Origin of the sequence: Novosphingobium percolationis, from assembly GCF_020179425.1 — a bacterium.
In the GTDB taxonomy this organism is placed as follows: Bacteria; Pseudomonadota; Alphaproteobacteria; order Sphingomonadales; family Sphingomonadaceae; genus Novosphingobium; species Novosphingobium percolationis.
On sequence record NZ_JAILYM010000001.1, the window covers coordinates 217,195 to 239,218 of the forward strand.

General features: G+C 67.7%; 21 protein-coding genes. 7 read left to right on the top strand and 14 right to left on the bottom strand.

All coding sequences use genetic code 11. From position 1 onward, the window contains the following. Window positions 1-11: 11 nt before the first annotated feature. From K3A84_RS00880 to K3A84_RS00905, 6 genes are read right to left on the bottom strand one after another with little or no spacing between them, the layout of a single operon-like run. The gene (locus K3A84_RS00880; protein WP_225007178.1) at window positions 12-644 is read right to left on the bottom strand and encodes a 2-dehydro-3-deoxy-6-phosphogalactonate aldolase; all 633 of its coding nucleotides are present in this window, start codon (window positions 642-644) and stop codon (window positions 12-14) included. Beyond that, a complete protein-coding gene (locus K3A84_RS00885) occupies window positions 641-1,537 on the bottom strand; it encodes a 2-dehydro-3-deoxygalactonokinase (RefSeq protein ID WP_225007179.1) in 897 nt (298 codons plus the stop codon). Before K3A84_RS00885 ends, K3A84_RS00880 begins: the two co-directional genes overlap by 4 nt. Continuing rightward, window positions 1,534-3,099 (bottom strand): alpha-N-arabinofuranosidase, encoded by a 1,566-nt coding sequence (locus tag K3A84_RS00890; RefSeq protein WP_225007180.1) that lies wholly within the window; start codon window positions 3,097-3,099, stop codon window positions 1,534-1,536. The genes K3A84_RS00885 and K3A84_RS00890 overlap by 4 nt, the downstream gene beginning before the upstream one ends. A gap of 22 nt (window positions 3,100-3,121) precedes the next feature. After that, window positions 3,122-4,048, bottom strand: coding sequence for a Gfo/Idh/MocA family protein (locus K3A84_RS00895; RefSeq protein WP_225007181.1), 927 nt, complete (start codon window positions 4,046-4,048; stop codon window positions 3,122-3,124). A gap of 5 nt (window positions 4,049-4,053) precedes the next feature. Further along, window positions 4,054-5,052 carry an AraD1 family protein gene (gene araD1 / locus K3A84_RS00900; protein WP_225007182.1) on the bottom strand — a complete coding sequence of 333 codons (999 nt, stop codon included), beginning with the start codon at window positions 5,050-5,052 and terminating at the stop codon, window positions 4,054-4,056. A gap of 14 nt (window positions 5,053-5,066) precedes the next feature. After that, window positions 5,067-6,593, bottom strand: a complete 1,527-nt coding sequence (locus K3A84_RS00905) for an aldehyde dehydrogenase (NADP(+)) (protein ID WP_225007183.1) — start codon at window positions 6,591-6,593, stop codon at window positions 5,067-5,069. Window positions 6,594-6,774: 181 nt separating this feature from the next. Between K3A84_RS00905 and K3A84_RS00910 the strand changes: the two genes are divergently transcribed. Beyond that, window positions 6,775-7,512 (top strand): FadR/GntR family transcriptional regulator, encoded by a 738-nt coding sequence (locus K3A84_RS00910; protein ID WP_225008106.1) that lies wholly within the window; start codon window positions 6,775-6,777, stop codon window positions 7,510-7,512. A 99-nt stretch (window positions 7,513-7,611) separates the two neighbouring features. On the opposite strand, the gene K3A84_RS00915 is transcribed toward K3A84_RS00910, so the two are convergent. Beyond that, entirely contained in the window at window positions 7,612-8,916 is a 1,305-nt protein-coding gene (locus K3A84_RS00915) for a sugar MFS transporter (protein WP_225007184.1), read from the bottom strand. Between the two features lie 145 nt (window positions 8,917-9,061). Here K3A84_RS00915 and K3A84_RS00920 point away from each other — a divergent pair, with 145 nt between their 5' ends. Genes K3A84_RS00920 through K3A84_RS00930 form a run of 3 tightly spaced genes read left to right on the top strand, consistent with a single transcriptional unit; the run spans window position 9,062 to window position 12,900 of the window. Further along, the gene (locus K3A84_RS00920) at window positions 9,062-10,213 is read left to right on the top strand and encodes an aldose epimerase family protein (RefSeq protein ID WP_225007185.1); all 1,152 of its coding nucleotides are present in this window, start codon (window positions 9,062-9,064) and stop codon (window positions 10,211-10,213) included. A gap of 21 nt (window positions 10,214-10,234) precedes the next feature. Beyond that, window positions 10,235-12,031 (top strand): IlvD/Edd family dehydratase, encoded by a 1,797-nt coding sequence (locus tag K3A84_RS00925; RefSeq protein WP_225007186.1) that lies wholly within the window; start codon window positions 10,235-10,237, stop codon window positions 12,029-12,031. After that, a complete protein-coding gene (locus K3A84_RS00930) occupies window positions 12,031-12,900 on the top strand; it encodes an SMP-30/gluconolactonase/LRE family protein (protein ID WP_225007187.1) in 870 nt (289 codons plus the stop codon). Before K3A84_RS00925 ends, K3A84_RS00930 begins: the two co-directional genes overlap by 1 nt. A 24-nt stretch (window positions 12,901-12,924) precedes the next feature. Here K3A84_RS00930 and K3A84_RS00935 read toward each other — a convergent pair whose 3' ends face one another. Further along, a complete protein-coding gene (locus K3A84_RS00935; protein WP_225007188.1) occupies window positions 12,925-13,686 on the bottom strand; it encodes an SDR family NAD(P)-dependent oxidoreductase in 762 nt (253 codons plus the stop codon). 184 nt (window positions 13,687-13,870) lie between these two features. After that, the gene (locus K3A84_RS00940) at window positions 13,871-14,524 is read right to left on the bottom strand and encodes a TetR/AcrR family transcriptional regulator (RefSeq protein WP_225007189.1); all 654 of its coding nucleotides are present in this window, start codon (window positions 14,522-14,524) and stop codon (window positions 13,871-13,873) included. A gap of 139 nt (window positions 14,525-14,663) precedes the next feature. Between K3A84_RS00940 and K3A84_RS00945 the strand changes: the two genes are divergently transcribed. Then, window positions 14,664-15,008 (top strand): hypothetical protein, encoded by a 345-nt coding sequence (locus K3A84_RS00945; RefSeq protein ID WP_225007190.1) that lies wholly within the window; start codon window positions 14,664-14,666, stop codon window positions 15,006-15,008. A gap of 12 nt (window positions 15,009-15,020) precedes the next feature. Here the strand turns inward: K3A84_RS00945 and K3A84_RS00950 are convergent, their stop codons facing one another. Further along, window positions 15,021-15,668 (bottom strand): TetR/AcrR family transcriptional regulator, encoded by a 648-nt coding sequence (locus K3A84_RS00950; protein ID WP_225007191.1) that lies wholly within the window; start codon window positions 15,666-15,668, stop codon window positions 15,021-15,023. 29 nt (window positions 15,669-15,697) lie between these two features. On the opposite strand from K3A84_RS00950, the gene K3A84_RS00955 reads away from it, so the two are divergent. Beyond that, window positions 15,698-17,725 carry an NADPH-dependent 2,4-dienoyl-CoA reductase gene (locus tag K3A84_RS00955; protein ID WP_318248272.1) on the top strand — a complete coding sequence of 676 codons (2,028 nt, stop codon included), beginning with the start codon at window positions 15,698-15,700 and terminating at the stop codon, window positions 17,723-17,725. 1 nt (window position 17,726) lies between these two features. Here the strand turns inward: K3A84_RS00955 and trxC are convergent, their stop codons facing one another. The 3 genes from trxC to K3A84_RS00970 are packed head-to-tail and all read right to left on the bottom strand — an operon-like array spanning window position 17,727 to window position 18,835. Continuing rightward, entirely contained in the window at window positions 17,727-18,182 is a 456-nt protein-coding gene (gene trxC / locus K3A84_RS00960) for a thioredoxin TrxC (RefSeq protein ID WP_318248273.1), read from the bottom strand. Window positions 18,183-18,196: 14 nt separating this feature from the next. Beyond that, window positions 18,197-18,508 (bottom strand): ArsR/SmtB family transcription factor, encoded by a 312-nt coding sequence (locus K3A84_RS00965; protein WP_225007192.1) that lies wholly within the window; start codon window positions 18,506-18,508, stop codon window positions 18,197-18,199. 6 nt (window positions 18,509-18,514) lie between these two features. After that, complete coding sequence (locus K3A84_RS00970) at window positions 18,515-18,835, bottom strand: rhodanese-like domain-containing protein (protein WP_225007193.1); 321 nt, start codon at window positions 18,833-18,835, stop codon at window positions 18,515-18,517. A gap of 145 nt (window positions 18,836-18,980) precedes the next feature. Between K3A84_RS00970 and K3A84_RS00975 the strand changes: the two genes are divergently transcribed. Further along, window positions 18,981-20,495 carry a DUF1593 domain-containing protein gene (locus tag K3A84_RS00975; protein WP_225007194.1) on the top strand — a complete coding sequence of 505 codons (1,515 nt, stop codon included), beginning with the start codon at window positions 18,981-18,983 and terminating at the stop codon, window positions 20,493-20,495. On the opposite strand, the gene K3A84_RS00980 is transcribed toward K3A84_RS00975, so the two are convergent. After that, on the bottom strand, window positions 20,492-22,003 hold the full coding sequence (locus tag K3A84_RS00980; RefSeq protein WP_225007195.1) for a hypothetical protein: 1,512 nt from the start codon (window positions 22,001-22,003) through the stop codon (window positions 20,492-20,494). The two genes, K3A84_RS00975 and K3A84_RS00980, sit on opposite strands and share 4 nt — an antisense overlap. Window positions 22,004-22,024: the final 21 nt, after the last annotated feature.

The following is a 22,024-nucleotide window of genomic DNA, read 5'->3' on the forward strand; positions in this document are numbered from 1 at the left end:
GCGCAGCACGGTCAGCCCTCGCTCGCGGCCCAGGCCTCGACCAGCGCGCGGGCCCTTGCGCCGACCATGGCCGCATCGTCGCCCGGCTTGTAGAGGCTGCCGCCCACGCCGATGCCGAACACGCCCGCCTTGCGGAACTCGGCCACGTTGGCAGGGCCGACGCCGCCCACGGCCCATACGCGCGTGCCGCGGGGCAGCACTTCACCGATCGCCTTCACATAGCCGCTGCCCAGCACCGAGCCGGGAAACAGCTTCAGGCTGGTCGCGCCCGCCTTGATCGCGGCAAAGGCTTCGGTCGGGGTGAGGAAGCCCGGCAGCACGTCCATGCCAAGGTCCAGCGACCGTGCGATCACCGCCGGGTCGACATTGGGCGAGACCATGAAGGTGCCGCCCGCCTGCGCCAGCGTTTCGGCAAGCGCGGGGCTCACAACCGTGCCGCCGCCGATTGCCGCACGGTCGCCCAGCGCCTGCGCCATCGCGGCGATCGAGCCTGCCGGATCGGGCGAGTTGAACGGCACCTCGATCAGCTTCACCCCGGCATCGACCAGCGCTTCGGCCACGGCCACGGCTTCCCGCGTTTCGATGCCGCGCAGGATCGCCACGATGGGCGGGGCGCCTGCGGCGAGAACGTCGTCGATGGTCATGGCTGCGAACTTTCCTGAAGCGTAAGGGTAAGGCCGGCGAGCACGGCGGCATCGCCATCGACCGCCGTGAAGGCAAGGCCGCGCGCCGTAAGGGCGCGGGCGTAGAGAGCGGCAAGCGCAGGCGCACCGACCACCACGACTGAGCCGGTATCGGGCGCGAACTGCGCCACTTCCGCGCCGATCAGCAGGCCGGAGAGATACCCCTGCGCCCACGCCCGCGACCGGCCATCGAGCAGCCGGGCCGCCCGCGCCTCGAACAGCGCGCCCGGCATCGGCTCGTCGGCGCGGGCAAGACCGCGCGCGAAGCCATCGTCGAAGCTGCCTTCGCCGGGGGCATCGTTGCCTGTTAGCGAGGACTGCCCCGCGATCAGCGCATAAAGCTCGCCAGTCGGCGCGGTGCGGAATCCGGTGATCGCACCATCGTCCAGCATGACCCACTTGCTGTGGGTGCCCGGCAGCACGATGACATGGCGACCGTGCGCCAGCGCGGGATCGAGCGCCATCGCGCCGAAGACCTGCGCTTCTTCGCCCCGCATCACGTCGGGCACGCCCTTGGCATCGCGCGCCGACAGGCCGGGCAGCACGGCCACGGGCACCCCCGCGACGGTGAGCGTGGCGGGGGCGGCCTGCCATTGCGCGGCGGTGGCGGGGCAGGGGGCATAGGGCGCGACCACCAACCCGGCGGGCGATCCCGCCATGCCGCATAGCGTCACCCCCGCGATCGGCCCTTCGGCCAGCCAGAGGGCCAGCCGTTCGGCCAGCACCTCGGCCGCATTGCCGGAAAGCGCGGTGGTCCCCGGCCCGTCGAGCCGCGCGGTCACGACCCCATCCTGCACCCGGAACAGGCGCAGGTTGGTGCCCCCCCAATCGCCAAGAACGCGTGCCGCGCTCATTGCAGCGTCAGCACCACGACCGACTTGGCGGGCAGCGTCACCGACAGCGTGTCGCCGCTCACGCTCGCGCCGCTGAACGGCGCGGGCTTCACCGCCTCGGGCGCATCGAAGGTGTTGTGCGCATTGATCGCGGGCGCGGTCAGCACGCGGCCCGAAACCCCGGTGGCGGAAAGCCCCGCCAGCTTGACCGTCACCGTGTTGGGCTGGTTCGGATCGAGGTTCGACAGCGCGACGTAGGTCTTGCCGTCCTTCGCCTTCACCGCCGATCCGCTCACCGCGGGCATCGTGAACTGGTCCTTGGCATACCACGGGGCGTCGATGTCGATGGGCAGCACCGTTCCGTCCTGCCACGGCTTGTACATCTCGAACACGTGATAGGTGGGGGTGAGGACCATCTTCGGCCCGTCGGTCAGGATCATCGCCTGCAACACGTTCACCATCTGCGCGATCGCGCTCATTCTCACGCGGTCGGCGTGGCGGGCGAAGATGTCGAGGTGGATCGAGGCGATCAGCGCATCGCGCAGCGTGTTCTGCTGGCGCAGGAAGCCCGGATGCGTGCCCGGATCCTGCGCGTACCACGCACCCCATTCGTCGACCGCGAGGAAGACGCGCTTCTTGGGATCGTACTTGTCCATGATCGCGGTGTGCTTCGCGATCAGGTCTTCCATGCGCCGGGCGCCTGCCAGCGCATCGGCCCAGCCGTGTTCGTCGAAATCGACCGCGGGCGCGCGTGGCGGCCAGCCGCCCGCCGGGTGGACGTAGTAATGCAGCGACACGCCGTCGAGCATATCGCCCGCCACGCGCATCATCGTCTCGGTCCAGGCGTAGTCGTCGACGTTGGCCCCGGCGGCGATCTTCATGATCCGTGTGCCCGCAGGCGCCTTGACGAACGTGGCATAGCGGCGCGTCACGTCCGCCGCGTATTCGGGCCGCATGTTGCCGCCGCAACCCCACAACTCGTTGCCCACGCCGAAATAGGGAACGGCCCAGGGCTGCTTGTGCCCGTTCTTCGCGCGCAGGTCGGCAAGGCTGCCGGCAGGCGCGGTCATGTATTCGACCCACTCGGCCATTTCCTGCGGCGTGCCGTTGCCGACGTTGCCCGCGATATAGGCTTCGGCGCCCACCTGCCGCAGCAGCTCGAAGAATTCGTGCGTGCCGACCGCGTTCGGCTCGGTCACGCCGCCCCAATGCGTGTTGACCTTGACCGGGCGCTGCGCCTTGGGGCCGATGCCTTCGCGCCAGTGGTATTCGTCGGCGAAGCAGCCGCCGGGCCAGCGGATCACCGGCACCGACAGGGCCTTCAGCGCGCCGACCACGTCGTTGCGAAAGCCGTTGGTCTGCGGGATGGACTTGTCGCCCGCCACCCACAGCCCGCCATAGATGCCGTTGCCCAGATGCTCGGCGAACTGCGTGAAGATGCGCTTGTCATAGACCGGCCCCGGCGTGTCGGCGTGCAGCGTGGCGCTGGTCGGCGTGCCGCCGGTATCGGCCTGTACGGGCGTGGCGAGCGCGCTGGCGGCCAGCAGCAGGGCGGCAGCAGCGCGGCGGAAAGTCGTTGTCATCGTGACCTCTCCCAAGAGGTGTTTAGTCGAGAAATGCGTCGGTGATCGCGCGCTTTCCGCGCAGGAAGGCATCGGCGACGAGCCGCAGCGGACCGACGTCGACGTCGCTGCGGCCGCTGCGGATCAGCGTGGCGAAGCGGGCGTAGAGGCCGGGGTATTCGTGATCTTCGGCGTGTTCGGTACCGCTCGGCAGCGACAGCACCGCGCCGCCGTGCGCCAGCTTTAGCGTCCCCGCGTCGGTTTCGACCACGATGTCCCAGCTCTGGGGGCCGGTCTGCCGCCAGTCGAGGTCCATATGGATCTTCGCGCCCGCCGTGTCGCAGAAATGCATGTCCGCTGCGATCGGCGCAGCGCGATTGGCCGGGATTTCCAGCGTCGCGCTCTTGAGGAAGAACGGGCGCGGCAGGATGTGGGTGACGATCGACAGCGCATTGATGCCCGGATCGAACACGCCGAGCCCGCCCGGTTCCCAGATCCACGCCTGCCCCGGATGCCAGACGCGCACGTCCTCGCGCCAGGTGATCTCGACGCTTTCGATGCGGCGCTCGGCCAGCCAGGCGCGGGCCGGGGCGACCCCTGCCGCAAAGCGCGAATGCCACGCTGCGAACAGTGTTGCGCCGACCTTGTCCGCGCGACTTTCCAGCGCGGCTACTTCAGCCAGCGTCGCGCCGGGAGGCTTTTCCAGGAACACGTGGATGCCGCGCTTCAGCGCCATCGCGGCCAGATCGTAGCGGACCTGCGGCGGGGTGCAGAGCGCGACAGCATCGACCGCCGGGCCTTCCTCCAGCAATGCCTCAAGGCTTTCGAGGTGCGGCACGTCCGGCACGCCCGGATCGTGCGGGCTGACCGTGGCGGCAAGGCTGAAAGCGCGGTTGCCGGCGATGGCGGGCAGGTGCTGGTCACGGGCGATCTTGCCCACGCCCACGACTGCGATACGGATCGGATCCATAACGATTACAGGACCTTGACCGCGACGGGCGCGTCGCTGCCGGCAGCGCGAGCCAGCGGATTGCGCAAGGGCAGGGTAAAGGGTGCGGCCTCGATCTCGAAGGTATCGCCGACCTGTGTGCGGATGCCATCACTGAACGAGAGCGTGGCGGTGCCGAAGAAGTGGACGTGGATATCGCCCGGACGGCGGAACAGGTCGTACTTGAAGTGGTGGTGCTCAAGGTTCGACAGGGCGTGGCTCATGTTGCCCTCGCCCGAAAGAAAAGGCTTTTCCCACACAACCTTGCCATCGCGCACGATGCGGCTGGCTCCGCGCACGTCGGCGGGCGTCTCGTCGATCAGCAGCTCCGCGCCGAGCGCGGCTTGCCGCAGCTTGGAGTGCGCCAGCCACAAGTAGTTGTGGCGCTCGGTCACATGGTCCGAGAACTCGTTGGCGAGCGCGAAGCCGAGGCGGAAGGGAGTGCCGTCCGCGCCGATCAGGTAGATGCCAGCAAGCTCCGGCTCCTCGCCACCGTCCTGCGCGAACGACGGCATTTCAAGCGCTTGGCCGGGGCCGAGGAGCTGCGAACCATCGCCTTTGTAGAACCATTCGGGCTGCTGGCCGACCGCGCCGGGGTCGGGCTTGCCGCCCTCCAGCCCTTCGAGGAACATGCGCATCGAGTCCGTCTGGTGCGCCGCAGCGGCGGCATCGCGGTGCATCTTGTCGCGCCCCTCAGCCGAGCCGAGGTGGGTGAGGCCGGTGCCGGTCATGAGCAGGTGCGCGGGGTCGTCGTGATCGATCGGGGCAAGGAAACGCCCAGCGGCAAGCTCTTGTTCCAGATCGATTTCTGCGCCCTTGGGGCAGGTGCGCGCGGTGGTGGCGAGGCTGGTTCCGGCGGCGATTGCACGCTCGGCCAATTCGCGCACGCTAGCGACACCTAACAGCACCTGAGCGACACCTAGGTCGGCCAGAACGACCGACCGCGTACCATCAACGGCACGGTGCTGGAGCAGACGAAGCGACATTGTGTTATCCTCTCTCAGATCGTCAGGACGCCATCGACCAGACGCGGCGCGCCATCGCCGAACGCGTCGTCGCGCAATGACGGCGGGAGCAGGTTGGCGGACAGATTCTGGTAGCTGACCGGGCGCAGGAAGCGATCGATCGCCATACTGCCGACCGAGGTGGTGCGCGCGTCGGACGTGGCGGGGAAGGGGCCGCCGTGAACCATCGCGTGGCACACTTCGACGCCGGTGGGCCAGCCGTTGGCGAGAATGCGCCCGGCCTTGACTTCCAGCACGGGGAGCAGGCGTTCCGCCAGCGCTTCGTCGGCGGCGTCCAGATGCAACGTGGCGGTCAGCTGGCCTTCGAGACCCTTGAGGACGGCAAGCAGTTCGGCCTCGTCCTTGCAGACGACGACGACCGAAGCCGCGCCGAATACTTCGTGGCCCATTGCTTTATCCGAAAGGAAGGCGGCGGCACCGGTGCGGAACAGCGCCGCGCCGCCTTGGGTGCCTTCGCCGGGCTGGCCCTTGGCCAGCGTTTCGACGCCCGCATTGCCTTCCAGCGCCGTGACGCCGCTGGCATAGGCCTGGCAGATGCCCGGGGTGAGCATGGTCTGCGCCGTTGCAGCCTGCACCGCGGACGTGGCCGCTGCGGTGAAGGCATCAAGCCCTTCGCCCTCGATCGCGAGGATCAGGCCGGGGTTGGTGCAGAACTGGCCCGCGCCCATCGTCAGCGAGGCGACGAAGGCCGTGCCCAGCGCTTCGCCGCGCGCCTTCAGCGCTTCGGGCAGGAGCAGGACGGGGTTGATGCTCGACATTTCGGCATAGACGGGGATCGGCACGCCGCGCGCCTGCGCCAGCTTTGCCAGCGCAAGGCCGCCGCTGCGCGATCCGGTGAAGCCGACGGCGGCGACGCGCGGATCCTGTACGAGCGCGGCGCCGAGATCGTTCGACGGGCCGACAAGGTGGCTGAACACGCCAGCGGGCAGCCCGCTGGCAGCAACGGCGCGCGCGATCGCGGCGGCGACGAGGGCGCCGGTCTGCGGATGGGCAGGGTGGCCCTTGACCACGACCGGGCATCCCGCCGCGAGCGCGGAGGCGGTGTCACCGCCCGCGGTGGAGAAGGCGAGCGGGAAGTTGGAGGCGCCGAACACCGCGACCGGGCCGAGCGGGATCATGCGCAGGCGGATGTCGGGGCGCGGCAGGGGCTGGCGCTCGGGCAGCGCGGGGTCGATGCGCAGTTGCTGCCACGCGCCCTTGCGCACGACATCGGCGAACAGGCGCAACTGGCCCACGGTGCGGCCGCGTTCGCCTTCGAGGCGGGGGCGCGGCAAGCCGGATTCGGTCATCGCAGCTTCGATCAGGTCGTCGCCGATGGCGAGGATTTCCTCGGCGATTCGTTCGAGAAACATGGCGCGCGCTTCAAGGCTGGTGGCGCGGTACGCATCGAAGGCATCAGCGGCGGCGGCGCAGGCAGCGGCGACATCCTGCGGGCCGTGAACGGCGAAGGCAGGTCCCTGCGGCTGGCCGGTGGCGGCGGCCACGGAGCGGAATTCGGTCATTGGAGTCTCCTGATTTACTCCGACATATTACGGCCGCAGGGGAAAGGCAACATGCGGCGGCGTTAAACGTTTTAATCGTATCGTCGCGCGGGGCGCACTGATAAGCGTGGATGCCAAGGAGGACCGCGAGACCGTGACGGAAGCTGCACCCAAGACCCTTTCCGACAAGCAGGACAAGGCGCTGGACGCCAAGGGCGGGGCGGCACGCGGGCCGGGGCGACGCTTGCATGGCGCGCTGGCGCACAAGCTGGGAACCGCGATCTTGTCGGGCCAATATGTGCCAGGCGACGTGTTGCCGGGCGAGGTTGCCTTCGCCGAGGAACTGAAGGTTTCGCGCAGCGCCTATCGCGAGGCGATCCAGGTGCTGACCGCCAAGGGCCTTGTCGCCAGCCGTCCGAAGGCGGGAACGCGGGTGCTGCCACGCGAGCGCTGGAACCTGCTCGATCCTGAAGTGCTGGCATGGGCCTTTGCCGGCGAGCCGGACGTCGCCTTCGTGCGCGACCTGTTCGAATTGCGCTCGATCATCGAGCCGGCGGCGGCACGGCTTGCGGCGCAGCGGCGGAGCAAGGACGACGTGCGGGTGATGCGCGATGCGCTGGCCGCGATGCGTCGTCACACGCTGACGACGGAGGCCGGGCGCGCGGCGGACCGCGATTTCCACGACGCGATCCTGCGCGCGACGGGCAACCAGGCGATGGTCGTGCTATCGGCCAGCATCGGCGCGGCGGTCCACTGGACCACGCAGTTCAAGCAGCGTTCGCGCGAGTTGCCGCGCAACCCGATCCCTGATCATGCGCGCGTGTTCGATGCGATTTCGGCGGGCGATGCCGATGCCGCGGCCGAGGCGATGGGCGTGCTGGTCGATCTGGCGCTGGAGGACACGCGCACGTCGATGGGGCAGGGCGCAGGCGCGGCCTGAGCCTGGCCTCCGCCTTCGCCTGACGGAGCGATTGCGGGCAAAATGAAGGGGCGGGAAGGCACGTGCCCTCCCGCCCGTTGCTCTTTCGCCTGAGCGGGATCAGCCGTCCACTTGCACGTCGGGCAGAGCGTGGGTGGGACGCGAACCCCACAGGGCGTAGAACAGGACGTAGAGTTCGCAGGCCGCCGTCAGCAGGAACGAAGTCTGCAGGCCATAGCTGTCGGCCAGCCAGCCTTGCACCACCACGAGCGCGCCGCCCGCGATGGCCATGATCAGCAGGCCCGAGCCTTCCTCGGTCAGCGGGCCGAGGCCCTTGATGCCGAGCGTGAAGATCGTCGGGAACATGATCGAGTGGAACAGGCCGACGAGGATTAGCGACCACATCGCGACCGGGCCGGTGGTGAACACGGTGACGAGCATGACCACGAAGGCGCCGACCGAGAACGCGGCGAGCACGAGTGCGGCGTCGATCTTCTGCATGATCGCGGACCCGGCGAAGCGGCCGACCATCATCCCGCCCCACAGGAACGAAAGGTACTTGCCCGCCTGTTCGTGCGTCAGGTTGGCGATATGCGGCTGGCTGACGAAATTGACGAAGAGGTTGGCGACGCCGATTTCCGCGATCAGGTAGATGAAGATCGCTGGCACGCCGAACACGAGGTTGCGGTGCTGCCAGAGCGAATGCTTCTTGCGCTCCTCTGCGGCGAGGCGCTGGGTGGCACCACCCATGGCGGGTAGCGGGAAACGGGCGATCACCACGGCGAGCACGACCAGCACCACCGCGACAAGCGCGTAGGGCAGGATCACCGACTGCGCGTCGGCGATGCGCTCGGCCTGCGTCAGCACGGTGCCTGCGGCGGCGGTGCCGCTCTTCGACCGGCCGAGGATCAGATAGGCGCCGAACATCGGCGCGAGCATGGTGCCCGCCGAGTTCATCGCCTGCACCAGATTGAGGCGCGAGGAGGCAGTCTCGGGCTTGCCGACGACCGCGACGTACGGGTTGGCTGCGACCTGCAGCAGCGTGATGCCGCTGGCGATCACGAACAGCATGGCGAGCGTGACGCCATAGGACGGGATCGAGGCGGCGAGCATCATGCCCAGCGCGCCCGCCGCCATGATCAGCAGGCCGGTGACGAGCGACTTCTGGTAGCCGATCTTTTCGATCAGCTTGGCCGCCGGGATCGAGGCCACGAAATAGGCGATGAACCACACGCTCTCGATCAGCGTGGTCTGGGTGTAGTTCAGGTCGAACACGGCGCGCAGGTGCGGCAGCAGCGTGTTGTTGATGACCGTGATGAAGCCCCACATGAAGAACAGGCTGGCCAGCAGCGTCAGCGCGGGGCCGTAGCGCACGGAACTGTCATGGGGGGCGGCGCTGGCGCCCGAAGATACCACTGGCGGCATTGGGTGAATGTCCTCTCGCTCCAGAAAGCGCTGTCGGGGCCTGATGGCATACCGGCTTGCGCTCCTTCCATTTGTCGGACTATATGTGTCGATGCATTACGTCAATGGCCGCGCTGCGCCTGCCGCGAGACGAAAGGACAAGGGAATGAGGGTTCGTCGCAAGTCGTCCACGATTCTGGCCGCCGCGCTGGGCGCGAGCGCACTGGGGGTGCCCGTGGCCAATGCTGCCGACGCCACGCAGGAATCGGCGGGCAAGCTGGCCGATGGTACGGCGGTCGCGGCGATCACGCTCAAGGCCGCCAACGGCGTTTCGGCCCGTATCCTGACGTATGGCGCGACGCTGCAATCGCTGGTCGCGCCGGGGCGCGACGGCACGCTGGCCGACGTGGTGCTGGGGTATGACGACCTGGCCGGCTACGTCGATCACCCCAACTATTTCGGCGTTACCGTGGGCCGTTATGCCAACCGCATCGCGGGCGGCGCGTTCACGCTCGATGGCAAGGCCTACCAGCTGCCGCTCAACGACAAGACCAACAGCCTGCACGGCGGGGGCAAGGGCTTCGACAAGCAGGTGTGGCAGGTCGTTTCGGTCAAGTCCGGAGCCGTCGCGAGCGTGGTGCTGTCGCACGTCAGCCCCGATGGCGATTCGGGCTATCCCGGCACGCTGGCGACGACGGTGACCTATTCGCTCGACGAAGCGGGCAACCTGACGATCGCGTTCGAGGCAAAGACCGACAAGCCCACCGTGGTCAACCTGACCAACCACGCGATCTTCGACCTGGCGGGCGAAGGCTCGCCGCGCGGCGCGATGGGGCAGGTGCTGACCATTCCGGCCTCGGCTTACACCCCGGTCGACGACAAGCTCATTCCCACGGGAGAGCTGCGCAAGGTCGAGGGCACGGTGTTTGATTTCCGCGCGCCCCGGCGCGTGGCCGAGGCCTTGCGCGATGGGCGCGATCCGCAGATCGTGTTCGGGCGCGGCTATGATCACAACTTCGCGCTCGACAAGGGCGTGACGGCGAAGCCCGAGCTGGCCGCGCGGCTGGAGGATGCCGCTTCGGGCCGCGTGCTGGAAGTGCTGACGACCGAGCCCGGCGTCCAGTTCTACTCCGGCAATTTCCTCGACGGCACGCTCGTCGGCAAACAAGGGCACCTCTACCGTATGGGCGACGGTATCGCGCTCGAGCCGCAGAAGTTCCCGAACGCGCCGAATCAGCCTTCGTTCGTTTCCGCCCGCGTCGATCCGGGCAAGCCCTATCGCCACACCATGATCTATCGCCTCAGCGTCGCGCGCTGACGGCTGCCTGAAAGCATACCCATGACCAAGACGCCTGAAATGAAGCTTCGCAGCCGCGCGTGGTTCGACAATCCCGCCAACATCGACATGACCTCGCTGTACCTCGAACGCTATCTCAACTTCGGGATCAGCCTCGAGGAGCTGCGGTCGGGCAGGCCGATCATCGGCATCGCGCAGACGGGCAGCGACCTGTCGCCGTGCAACCGCCACCATATCGTGCTGGCCGAACGCATTCGCGAAGGCATCCGTGAGGCAGGCGGCATCGCGCTGGAATTCCCGGTCCACCCGATCCAGGAAACGGGCAAGCGGCCGACCGCGGGGCTGGACCGCAACCTTGCTTATCTGGGGCTGGTAGAGGCGCTCTACGGCTATCCGCTCGATGGCGTGGTGCTGACCACGGGCTGCGACAAGACCACGCCCGCGCTGCTGATGGCGGCGGCGACCGTGAACATTCCGGCAATCGCGCTGTCGGTGGGACCGATGCTCAACGGCTGGCACAAGGGCGAGCGCACCGGATCGGGCACGATCGTCTGGAAGGGGCGCGAAATGATGGCCAAGGGCGAGCTGGACGCCGATGGCTTCATCAAGCTCGTCGCCAGTTCCGCGCCCTCGACCGGCTATTGCAACACGATGGGCACGGCGACGACGATGAATTCGCTGGCCGAGGCGCTGGGCATGATGCTGCCGGGTTCCGCCGCGATCCCCGCGCCGTATCGTGATCGGCAGGAATGCGCCTATCACACCGGCAAGCGCATCGTGGACATGGTGCGCGAGGACCTGAAGCCGTCGGACATCCTGACGCTGGAAGCCTTCCACAACGCCATCGTCGTCAATTCCGCCATCGGCGGGTCGACCAACGCGCCGATTCACCTCGCCGCGATCGCGCGTCACGTTGGCGTGGAGCTGCCGCTGACCGACTGGCAGGACAAGGGCCACAAGGTGCCGCTGCTGGTCAACCTGCAACCGGCGGGCGAGTATCTGGGCGAGGACTACTATCGTGCAGGCGGCGTTCCCGCCGTGGTCGCGCAGCTGATCGGGCAGGGACTGATCGCCGAGGACGCGATGACCGTGAACGGGCGCACGATAGGCGAGAACTGCCGCGATGCGACGATCGAGGACGAGAAGGTGATCCGCCCGTTCGCGCAGCCGCTGCGCGAGGAGGCGGGTTTCCTCGTGCTGACGGGCAACCTGTTCGACGCTGCTATCATGAAGACCAGCGTGATATCGGAGGAGTTCCGTGCACGCTACCTGTCGAACCCCGACGATCCGGATGCGTTCGAAGGCCCGGCCGTGGTGTTCGACGGGCCGGAGGACTACCACCACCGCATCGATGATCCGGCGCTGGGCATCACCGCGCAGACGCTGATGTTCATGCGCGGCGCGGGGCCGATCGGCTACCCGGGCGCGGCGGAAGTCGTCAATATGCGGCCGCCCGCCTACCTCATCACCGAAGGCGTCGGCGCGCTGCCGTGCATCGGCGACGGGCGCCAGTCGGGCACCAGCGGAAGTCCCTCGATCCTCAACGCCAGCCCCGAAGCGGCGGCGATGGGCGGTCTGGCGCTGCTCAAGACCGGGGACCGGGTGCGGCTCGATCTCAAGAAGGGGCGCGTCGACGTGCTGATCTCGGACGCGGAACTGGCCGAGCGCCGGGCCGCGCTCGAAGCGGCGGGGGGCTACCCCTATCCCGCCTCGCAGACGCCCTGGCAGGAAATCCAGCGCAGCATCGTCGGCCAGCTCGACACCGGGGCGATCCTGGAGGGCGCGGAGAAGTACCAGCGCATCGCCCAGACCATGGGCCTGCCGCGGGACAACCACTGATGTCGGCATGGCAGGTGATCGAGCGTGGCGGCCAGCGCGACACGCTGGGCGAGGGCGCGCTGTGGTGCCCGCGCGACGGTGCGTTCTATTGGGTGGACATCCTCGCGCCCGCACTCAACCGGCTGGTGCTGGAAACCGGCGCGGTGACGCGCTGGGCCATGCCCGAGCCGCTGGGTTGGGTGGTGAGCCATGCTGCGGGCGGGCTGGTCGGCGGGTTCCGCTCGGGCATCGCGCGCATCGGGCTCGATCCGCTGGCGGTCGGCCCGCGCAAGGCGGTCGAGGCGCACCTGCCGGGCAACCGCATGAACGATGGCAAGACCGACGCGACCGGCGCGATCTGGTGCGGCACGATGGACATGGGCGAGGCGCAGGCCAGCGGCTCGCTTTACCGCATCAGCCCGACCGGCGAACTGGCGGCGGTCGATATAGGTTATCTGGTGCCCAATGGCCCGGCGTTCTCGCCCTGCGGGCGCTGGCTCTACCATGCCGACAGCGGCCGACGGACGATCTACCGCTTCGCGCTGGACGATGGCCACGCGCGCAAGGACGGCGTGTTCGCGACTTTCGGCGAAGAGGATGGCTATCCCGACGGGATGAACGTCGATACCGAGGGCTTCCTGTGGGTGGCGCACTGGGACGGCGGGCGGATCAGCCGCTTTGCGCCCGATGGCACGCGGGAACGTTCGATCGCGCTGCCCGCGCGGCGGATCACCAACATCGCCTTCTGCGGCCAAGCGCACGACCGGATGTTCGTTACCTCGGCCTCGGTCGGGCTGGACGACGCCGGGGCTTTCGACGGCGCGTTATTCGAGGTGGACTGCGGTGTGCGCGGGCAGCCGACCGTGCCCTATGCCGGGCCGGTCGACTGACCATTCACGTCACCCGGGTTCGGCCTACTGGGCCGTAAGGCCGCCATCGACGACGAATTCGCCGCCGGTCACGTACTTGGACGCAGGCGAGGCGAGGAAGGCGATCATCTCGGCGATGTCGTCCGGCTCGCCCATGCGGCCCATCGGGATCGAGGCGTTGATGGCGTCGTACTGGTCGGGGTTATCCTTGATCGCGACCTGCTGCATGTCGGTCCAGATCACGCCGGGATGGACCGAGTTGACGCGAATGCCCTCGCGCGCGACTTCGAGCGCCAGCGCCTTGGTATACAGCCGCACGCCGCCCTTGCTGGCGGCATAGGCCGACGCACCGGGAATGCCGACGAGGCCCGCGACCGACGACAGGTTGACGATCGAGCCCGTGCCCTTGGCGCGCATCGCCGGAAGCGCGGCGCGGCAGCCAAGGTAGACGCTGGTGAGGTTGACGTCGATCTGGCGCTGCCACGAGATCGGATCGAGATCGGGCGTTGCGTGCAGCACGGCAATGCCGGCATTGTTGACGAGAATATCGGGCGCGCCGGTTTCCTGTTCGATCGTGGCGAGAACCGAGGCCCACGCCTCGGCGCTGGTCACGTCATGGCCGAGCGCGTGCGCGTTCAGTCCGGCCGTGTTCAATTCGGCAGCGCGGTCCGTTACTGCAGCTTCGGCAAGATCGGTCAGCCATACCGTCGCGCCCAGCTGGGCGAGCTTGCGGGCGGTAGCAAAGCCGAGACCGGCGGCCGAAGCAGCGCCGGTGACGAGGGCAACCTGGCCCTGAAGGATCGTCATTTCGGGGTCATCCTTTGCAATACGGCTAAAAAGATACCCCGGCACACAAAGGTGCCGGGGTACAGGGAGGAGATCGTCACCGCAGTTCGGAAGACGTTCAATCACTCCCAGCCGCAATCGTCAAAGAAAACTACAGTGAGCTGTATAAAATCACAGGGGGCCTGAAGCGATATCCAGGCAACGATCAGGCAGCCGGCCCAGCATGGAATTCCGCCAGCAACTGACGTGTTCCAGCAGGCGTCGCCCATGGCAAAAGCGGTTGCGCACATTGGCGCACAAGCCAGCTTTCGAACTCGGCATCGGCAACCTCGCCCTTCGACCAGAACAGCACGCTCGACACGATGCCGAGGCGAATCGCGCGAACGAGTGCATCGACCGGAGCTTGGGCCACAAGATAACCTTCGCCGACCATATCGCGCAGGCTGGCGCCGACGTGGTCGACGTACAGGGCATGCAGGCCGACCAGCTCGGCATGATCGAGCAGCAGCACCGCCATGGCGCGCGACAGCAGTGGTTCATCGAGTGTCGCCTGGGTCGCTTCGGTGCAGAAACGACGCAGTTTCTGCCAGCCGGACATTGGCTCGGCGGCTGCGGCGCGCTGGAACACGCCTTCGGAGCGATCGTGCGCTGCAAGCGCGACGAGCCGGTCCTTGGTGCCGAAGATGTTGTAGAGCGTCTTTTCCGCCGTGCCCGCCGCAAGTGCGATTTCGCGCATGGTCACCGCGTCGTAGCCGTCGCGCGCCACCAGCGCTTGCGCGGCGTTAAGGATGCGGCGCCGTCGTTCCGCCTGGCGCGCGGTCAGCGGCTTTTCGGTAGGGCTTGATACTGGATCCGGCATGCACCGCCCATGCAGCCAAGTGCGCGCGCTGCCAAGGGCTGGTGTCGCAGCAACCGGCCCACCCCATCAAAGCGCCAGTCCCCAAGCGGTTCACCGGCCCCTAGCCTTGGCATTCATACCAGAAAAAGGGGAGAGGTTCATGGAAGCAGTCGCCGCAGGAATAACCATTCGCATGATCGTGCTGTTCGCGGTCTCGGTAGCGGGGCAGATCGGCGGATCGCTGCTGCTGGGCCGCACCGATGGCTGGACCAATCCGCTGTGGAGCGCGGTATGCGTGGCTGTCTATGCCCCCAGTTTCTGGGCGATCGCCACGCTGATCCGCGAAGGCGGTCCGCTCAGCCTGATCATGCCGCTGCTTGCCGCCGTGGTGCCGCTGGCGGTGGCGCTGATCGCGGTGCTGGTGCTGGGCGAGGCGGCCTCGTGGGCGCGGCTTGGCCTGCTGGTCTTCGCTTGCGCGGTGATCGGCGTGGCGGGCGCGGTTTAAGCGCCTGAAGGCCTAATGTCCTGAAGGCCGGGCGCCGCGCGTGATCAGACGCGCGGCGCTGTGGCGCAGCGTATCGAAGGGCAGGGCGGGGTCGAGCTTTCCGGCCATCTGCAAGACGACGAGCCCGTGCAGCACCGCCCAATAGGCGTGGGCGATGTGGTCGGCATCGCCTTCCAGAAGCCCGGCCTCGACCATGTCGCGGACGTAGCGCGTCATCAGGTTCCCTGCGCGGGCCTGTGCGGCGCGAAGTTCGGCGCTCTTGTCCGCTTCGTCTTGTTCGAAGGCGAAGATCAACTGGTAGGCGGCGGGCTCGCGAAAGGCGAAATCGGCATAGGCATCGCCGATCGCACGCGATTTTTCCCACATGTCGCCACCGCTTTGCCCGGCAGTTTCGATGCAATTGGAAAAACGTTCATAGGCGGCGGCGCGGGTGGCATCGAGCAGCGCGGCCTTGCTGGCATAGTAGCGATAGAGCGAGGCGGCGGTCCAGCCCATCTCGGCGGCAATGGCGCGCATCGAGGCCCCTTGCGGACCATCGCGCGCGATGTGGCGTTCGGCCACTTCCCGGATCTTCTGCCGCACATCGGCGACCTGTTCTTTGGTGAGCAGCACGGCCATGCGCTTGCCATAGTGAACGCTGTTCGTTACGTCTACTGCCAAACAGTGTTTAGTATGAGAGGGGATTCGCCGTGAGCATCAAGTATCCGCACGTCTTTTCGCCGCTGAAGGTGGGCCACACCACGGTCAAGAACCGCATCCTGATGGGCTCGATGCACACGGGCCTTGAGGACGTGCCCAATGCGGCGGAACGCCTTTCGGCCTACTTCGTGGAGCGCGCCAAGGGCGGCGTCGGCATGATCATCACCGGCGGGATCGGGCCGCACCCGACGGCGGGGATGGGGGCCAAGCTGATCAACGCCGATGAGGTGGCGCTGCATCGGCAGGTGACCGATGCGGTCCACGCGGCGGCGAACGACGTCAAGATCGTGATGCAGGTGCTGCACACCGGCCCGCTGGCGGGCACGCCCGATTGCGTTGCGCCGTCGCCGGTCAAGTCGCGCATCGGGCGCTATCAGCCCAACGAGCTGACCGAGGAAGGCATCGAGGAGCAGATCGAAGCTTTCGCAAGCTGCGCCGCGCGGGCCAAGGAAGCGGGTTATGACGGGGTCGAGATCATCGGCTCGGCGGGCTACCTGATCTCGACCTTCCTCGTTTCCAAGACCAACCAGCGCACCGATCGCTGGGGCGGCGAATGGGCCAACCGGATGCGCTTCCCGGTCGAGATCGTGCGCCGGACGCGCGCGGCGGTGGGCGACGACTTCATCCTGATCTTCCGCATTTCCGCGATGGACATGCTGCAGGAAGGCCTTGCGTGGGACGAAGTTGTCAGTCTCGCCAAGGCGCTGGAAGCCGAGGGCGTGAACGTCATCTCCACGCACTTCTGCTGGCACGAAAGCTTCGTTCCCACCATCGCCACGATGGTGCCGCGTGCGGCCTTTGCGCAAGTGACGGGCCGACTGCGCAAGGAACTGACGATCCCGGTCATCACCAGCAACCGCATCAACATGCCACAGGTCGCCGAAGAAGTGCTGGCGCGGGGGGATGCGGACCTCGTTTCGATGGCCCGCCCGATGCTGGCGGACCCGGATCTGGTCAACAAGGCCGCCGAAGGCCGCGAGGACGAGATCAACACCTGTATCGGCTGCAACCAGGCGTGCCTTGATCACACCTTCACCGGGCGGCTGACCACCTGCCTGGTGAACCCGCGCGCCTGCCGCGAGACCGAGCTGACGATCGCGCCCGCACCTGCGCAGCGCAAGGTCGCCGTGGTGGGCGCAGGGCCGGCCGGCCTTGCCTATGCCGTAACCGCCGCCGAGCGTGGCCATGCCGTGACGTTGTTCGATGCAGGCGACGAGATCGGCGGCCAGTTCAACTATGCCAAGCGCATTCCAGGCAAGGAGGAGTTCTACGAAACCTTGCGCTACTATGGCCGGATGCTCGACAAGCTGGGCGTCGATGTGCGGCTGAACACGCGCGTCGGTGTCGATGCGATCAAGGCGGGCGGGTTCGATCACGTGGTCGTTGCAACCGGTATCGCCCCGCGCACCCCGCCGATCCCCGGCATCGACCACGCCAACGTGGTGAGCTACATCGACGTCATAACCGGCAAGGTCGAGGTCGGCCAGAAAGTGGCGATCATCGGCGCGGGCGGCATCGGCTTCGACGTGGCCGAACTGATCACCCACGCGGGCAAAAGCAGCGCGCTCGACGTCGATGTCTTCGCCAAGGAGTGGGGCATCGACTTCAAGAACCACCCGCGCGGCGGCGTGACCGGAGTGACGCCTGAGGTCGCCACCAGCGGGCGCGAAGTGACGCTGCTCCAGCGCAAGGAAACGCCGGTGGGCCAGGGCCTTGGCCGGACGACAGGCTGGACGCACCGTATCACGTTGCAACGGCGCGGGGTGAAGATGGTCTCGGGCGCCGACTACGTGAAGATCGACGATGCGGGCCTTCATACCCTGGTCGGCGGAGAGCCGGTGCTGTTCGAGGCCGACACCGTGATCGTCTGCGCCGGACAGGACCCGCTGCGAACTCTGCACGACGAACTGGCGGCGGCGGGCATTTCGTCCGAACTGGTCGGCGGCGCCTATGAATCCGCCGAACTCGACGCAAAGCGGGCGATCAAGCAGGCAACCGAGCTGGCAGCGGCGGCCTGATCTACCCGATGCCCGCTTGCGTCATTGCCTGCCGTGCCCAGGCTGTGATGGCGCTGGCGGGAATTGCGCCCGACTGGCGCGCGATTTCCCGGCCCTTGTGGATCAGCACAAGGGTCGGAATCGATTGGATGCGATAGCGCACGGCGATCTCGCGCTCGGCTTCTGTGTCGAGCTTGCCGAGGCGCAGGCGTGGTTCGAGCTGCCCGGCAGCGGCGGCGAACGCCGGCGCCATCGTGCGGCACGGCCCGCACCACGTCGCCCAGAAATCGACCAGCAGCGGAAGGTCGCTGCGCGCGGCGTGCGCGTCGAAATTGGCCGAGGTCAGCACCACCGGATGGCCGGCGAACAGCGGCTGCTTGCAGCGCCCGCACGTCCCCGATGCCCCGAGTTTTGCGCGCGGAACGCGGTTCGCCGCGGCGCACGATGGGCAGGTGATGATCAGCGGATCGGGCAGCATCGGTCGCGTCTCCTTCACGCCCCCGGCACGGGGCACAAATCGCACAAGGTGTGGATCACCCCGCGCACGATCGGGTCGGCCAGTCGGTAGTACCGCGTCTGCGCCTCGCTGCGCGTAGCGACGACACCTTCCTCGCGCAGCAGCGCGAGATGCTGTGAGGCCGAGGATTGCGAAAGCCCGGTCAGGTTCACGAGTTCCGTTACGGACACTTCGCCTTCGTCCATGCGGCACAGCATCAGGAGGCGTTCCGGGTGGCTCATCAGCTTGAGCTTGCCCGCCATCATCGCGGCATTGGCCTTCAGCTCGGAAAGGTCGGTGGGCTTCATCGCGTCTTACCGTTCGACCGGCAGATCGGCCTGCGCCCAGGCGCCGAAGCCCCCGGCGAGGTGCGTGTCGACCAGCGCCTGCGCCGCCGCGCAGCGATCGAGCGCCATGGCCGACCGCTTGCCACCAAGGCAGTTGAGCACCAGCTTGCGCCCGCCGGCATCGGGCAGGTGTGCCACGTCGAAACCCGACAGCGGCACGTTGATCGCGCCCGGCAGGTGGCCAGCGGCAAATTCGTCGGGCTCGCGCACATCGACGACCTGCACGTCGCCCCGTTGCAACATGGCGTTGAGTTCGGCGGGGGAAACCTCGTTATGGGCCATGGTCATGCGTCCTTTCGCGATGGCGGTCTTGCCTTGCATTCGATATTTCGAATATAACGTCGTGGCAATGTTGTTCAAGCGCCTGTGTTCTTGACAGCGCAGGTCAATTCGTCCCACCACCGCGCGCGAACGAACAATGGGGCAGGATACGATGCGCGGGCGAGGCGGGTTGAAGCATTACGTCGGACGCGGTTGCGCGGCGCTGGCCATGGCCGTGGGCCTGACCGGCGCGCATCCGCCGCGTGCCGCTGCCCCCTTTCCGATGCCCGCTCCTGCACCGGCCGAGCGCGCGCGCCTGTTCGTGCTGTCCGATATCGGCAACGAGCCCGACGACCAGATGTCGCTGGTGCGGCTGCTGCTCTACGCCAACGAGATCGACATCGAGGGCTTCGGCGCGACGACCTCGGTGTGGCAGAAGGACAAAGTACGCCCCGACATCGCGCGCGAGGTGATCGGTGGCTATGCGCAAGTGCAGGCCAACCTGCTGCGTCACGCGACGGGCTATCCCACCGCCGAAGCGCTTTCGGGCAGGGTCAGCGAGGGGCTGACGGGCTACGGCCTCGCCGCGTTCGAGAAGGCTCCGGTCGAGACTCCGTCGTCGGCCGCGCGCGCGCTGGTAGCCGCCGCCGAGCGCCCCGATGCACGCCCGCTCTGGGTGGCGCTGTGGGGCGGGGCAAACACGCTCGCCGAAGCGCTGCGCTATGCGCAGGCGACGAAAAGCCCCGAGGCCTTCGCCGCGATCGTGGGCAAGCTGCGCGTCAGCTCGATCTCCGATCAGGACGATGCCGGGCCGTGGATCCGCGCGCATTACCCGGCGCTGTTCTACATCGTATCGCCCAGCACTCCCGATGGTTCCGACTATGCCCGCGCGACGTGGACCGGGATTTCGGGCGATCGCTTCTACCGCAACGGGCAGGGCGCGGACTTCACCACCGTCACCAACGAATGGCTCGACGCGCATATCCGCAAGGGCCCGCTGGGCGCGCACTACCCGCGCTTCATGTTCATCATGGAGGGCGACACGCCCAGCTATTTGAGCCTGATCCCCAACGGGTTGCAGCCCGGCGAGAATCCCAACTGGGGCGGCTGGGGCGGGCGTTACCTGCTGCGCCAGCCCTATGGCGAGACGCGGCCGATCTGGACGCAGGGTGGCGACAGCTTCCCGCGCGTGACCAGCGCCGACACCGTGGACGGCGTGACCAGCGATCAGGCGACGATCTGGCGTTGGCGGACCGCCTTTCAGAACGATTTCGCCGCGCGCATCGACTGGACGATCAAGGCGCCTGCCGAGGCCAACCATCCCCCGCAGGTGGAGGTGAACGGGCAGGCAGGCCTTGCCCCCTTGCGGATCCAGGCGAAGGTCGGCGAACCGATCCGGCTCGATGCCTCGGCCAGCCGCGATCCCGATGGCCAGCCCTTGACGTTCCACTGGTTCCCCTATGCCGAAGCGGGGTTCGAGGGCGGGTATGCCGGGCCGCCGACGCTGAGGGTGGAAGGCGCAGATAGCGCCACGCCCACCGTCACCGCCAAAGCGACCTGCACGCCGGGCTGGTTGACCTTCGGCGATTGCCCGAAAAGCGGCGAGGCGCACCTTATACTTGCCGTGACCGACAGCGGCGAGCCTGCGCTCACCCGTTATCGCCGGGTTATCGTGACGGTGCGCTAATCGGTGGGCAGCACCACCGTGTTGAGCGAATCCGCCTCCATCGGCAGCGCCAGCATCCGCTCGCCCAGCACGAAGCGCACTGTCTGCGGCTGTGCGAGCGGGTTGCTCGCCACCAGCACCAGCGATCCGTCCGGGTTACGGAACGCGAGCTGGTCGGTGAAGCCGAGGAAGGTCTCCGCCGGGATCATCCGCGCGCCGGGACGCACGTATTGGGCAAGGTGGCGGATCAGCCAGTAGTCCTCGCTCGGGCGGAAGGTGCCCGCCTTGGGATCGACGACGATCAGCGAGTTCTGCGGCCAGCCCCATGTGCTCCAGCCGCCCTCGGCCAGCGCCATGTTCCAGTAGGTCCAAGCGGTCGCGCCGTGTTCGAAGTAGCGCTTGATCGTGGCCCAGCCATAGCGGGCATAGCGCCAGTCGTTGGTGCCGATGCCGCATTCCTGCTCGCTGCCCCATAGCTCCAGCCCGGGGAAGCGTTCGGCCAGCTGGGGCAGGGCGTCCTTGCCCGCCCACTGCACGCCGAGGCCCCGGACCACGCGCGCGGCGGCAGGATCGCCCATGACCGCCGAGATCAGGTTGGCGTTGCCGCGCTCCAGCGTGCCGAGGAACACCTTGACGCCCACCGCGTCCATCTCGCGCCCCAGCAGCGGAAGGAAGCGTGCAAGCCCCTGCGGCGTCCAGCAGCAACTGGGATAAGGCTGGGCCGAATTGAATTCGTTCTGCGGCATGACGGTGCCGATGCGGATGCCTTCGGCGGCATATGCTTCGACATAGCGGCGGAAATAGCGCGCATAGGCATCCAGGGTCGCGTCATCGAGCTTCATCGAATCGACGCCTTCCTTGCCCTCGTGCCCCGGTTTCAGGCCATTGGCGGGCTGGCCCGGCCATGACGGCGCTTCGGCATAGTGCCCGCCCTTCTTCATCCACGCAGGGGGCGACCATGGCGAGGCCCATAGCCGCAGGTCGGGGCGCACGGCCTGCGCGGCCTTGATGTAGGGGATCAGGCTGGTGCGGTCGTTGGCGATCGAAAAGTGCCTGAGCGCAAGGTCGCCCGGCGTCTCGTCATAGCTGTACGCGTGCCGGGCAAAGTCGCTGGCGCCCACCGGCGTGCGGCACTGGGTGAAGGCACAGCCTTCGTCGCCGAACAGCAGCGCCAGCGCTTCGGCGCGCCGGGACGCGGGCAGGGCGTTGAGCGCGTCCCAGCCGAGTTCGCTGAACGCGCCGCCGAAGCCCGCGATGGTCTGGCGCGGGCGATCGAGCGCAAGCGTGACATCGTGCGCGAACGGGTTGGCATCGGGCGCGGCGAGGGCGGGCACGGCGCGGCTGCGCCACGGCTGCCCGGCGGTGCTCGCGCGCCAGATCGCGGTGCCCCTCGCGGCGGGGATGGCCGCGGCGCTTTCCTGCGCCAGAGCGGGCGTTGCGGGCAGCACGCTGGCGGCAGCACCCGCGCCGAACAATTGCAGCGTGGCGCGGCGGCTGAGCGCAAGCGGGGTTTCGTCGCTGGACGACATGGTGTTCCTCTCCTGTGGCCC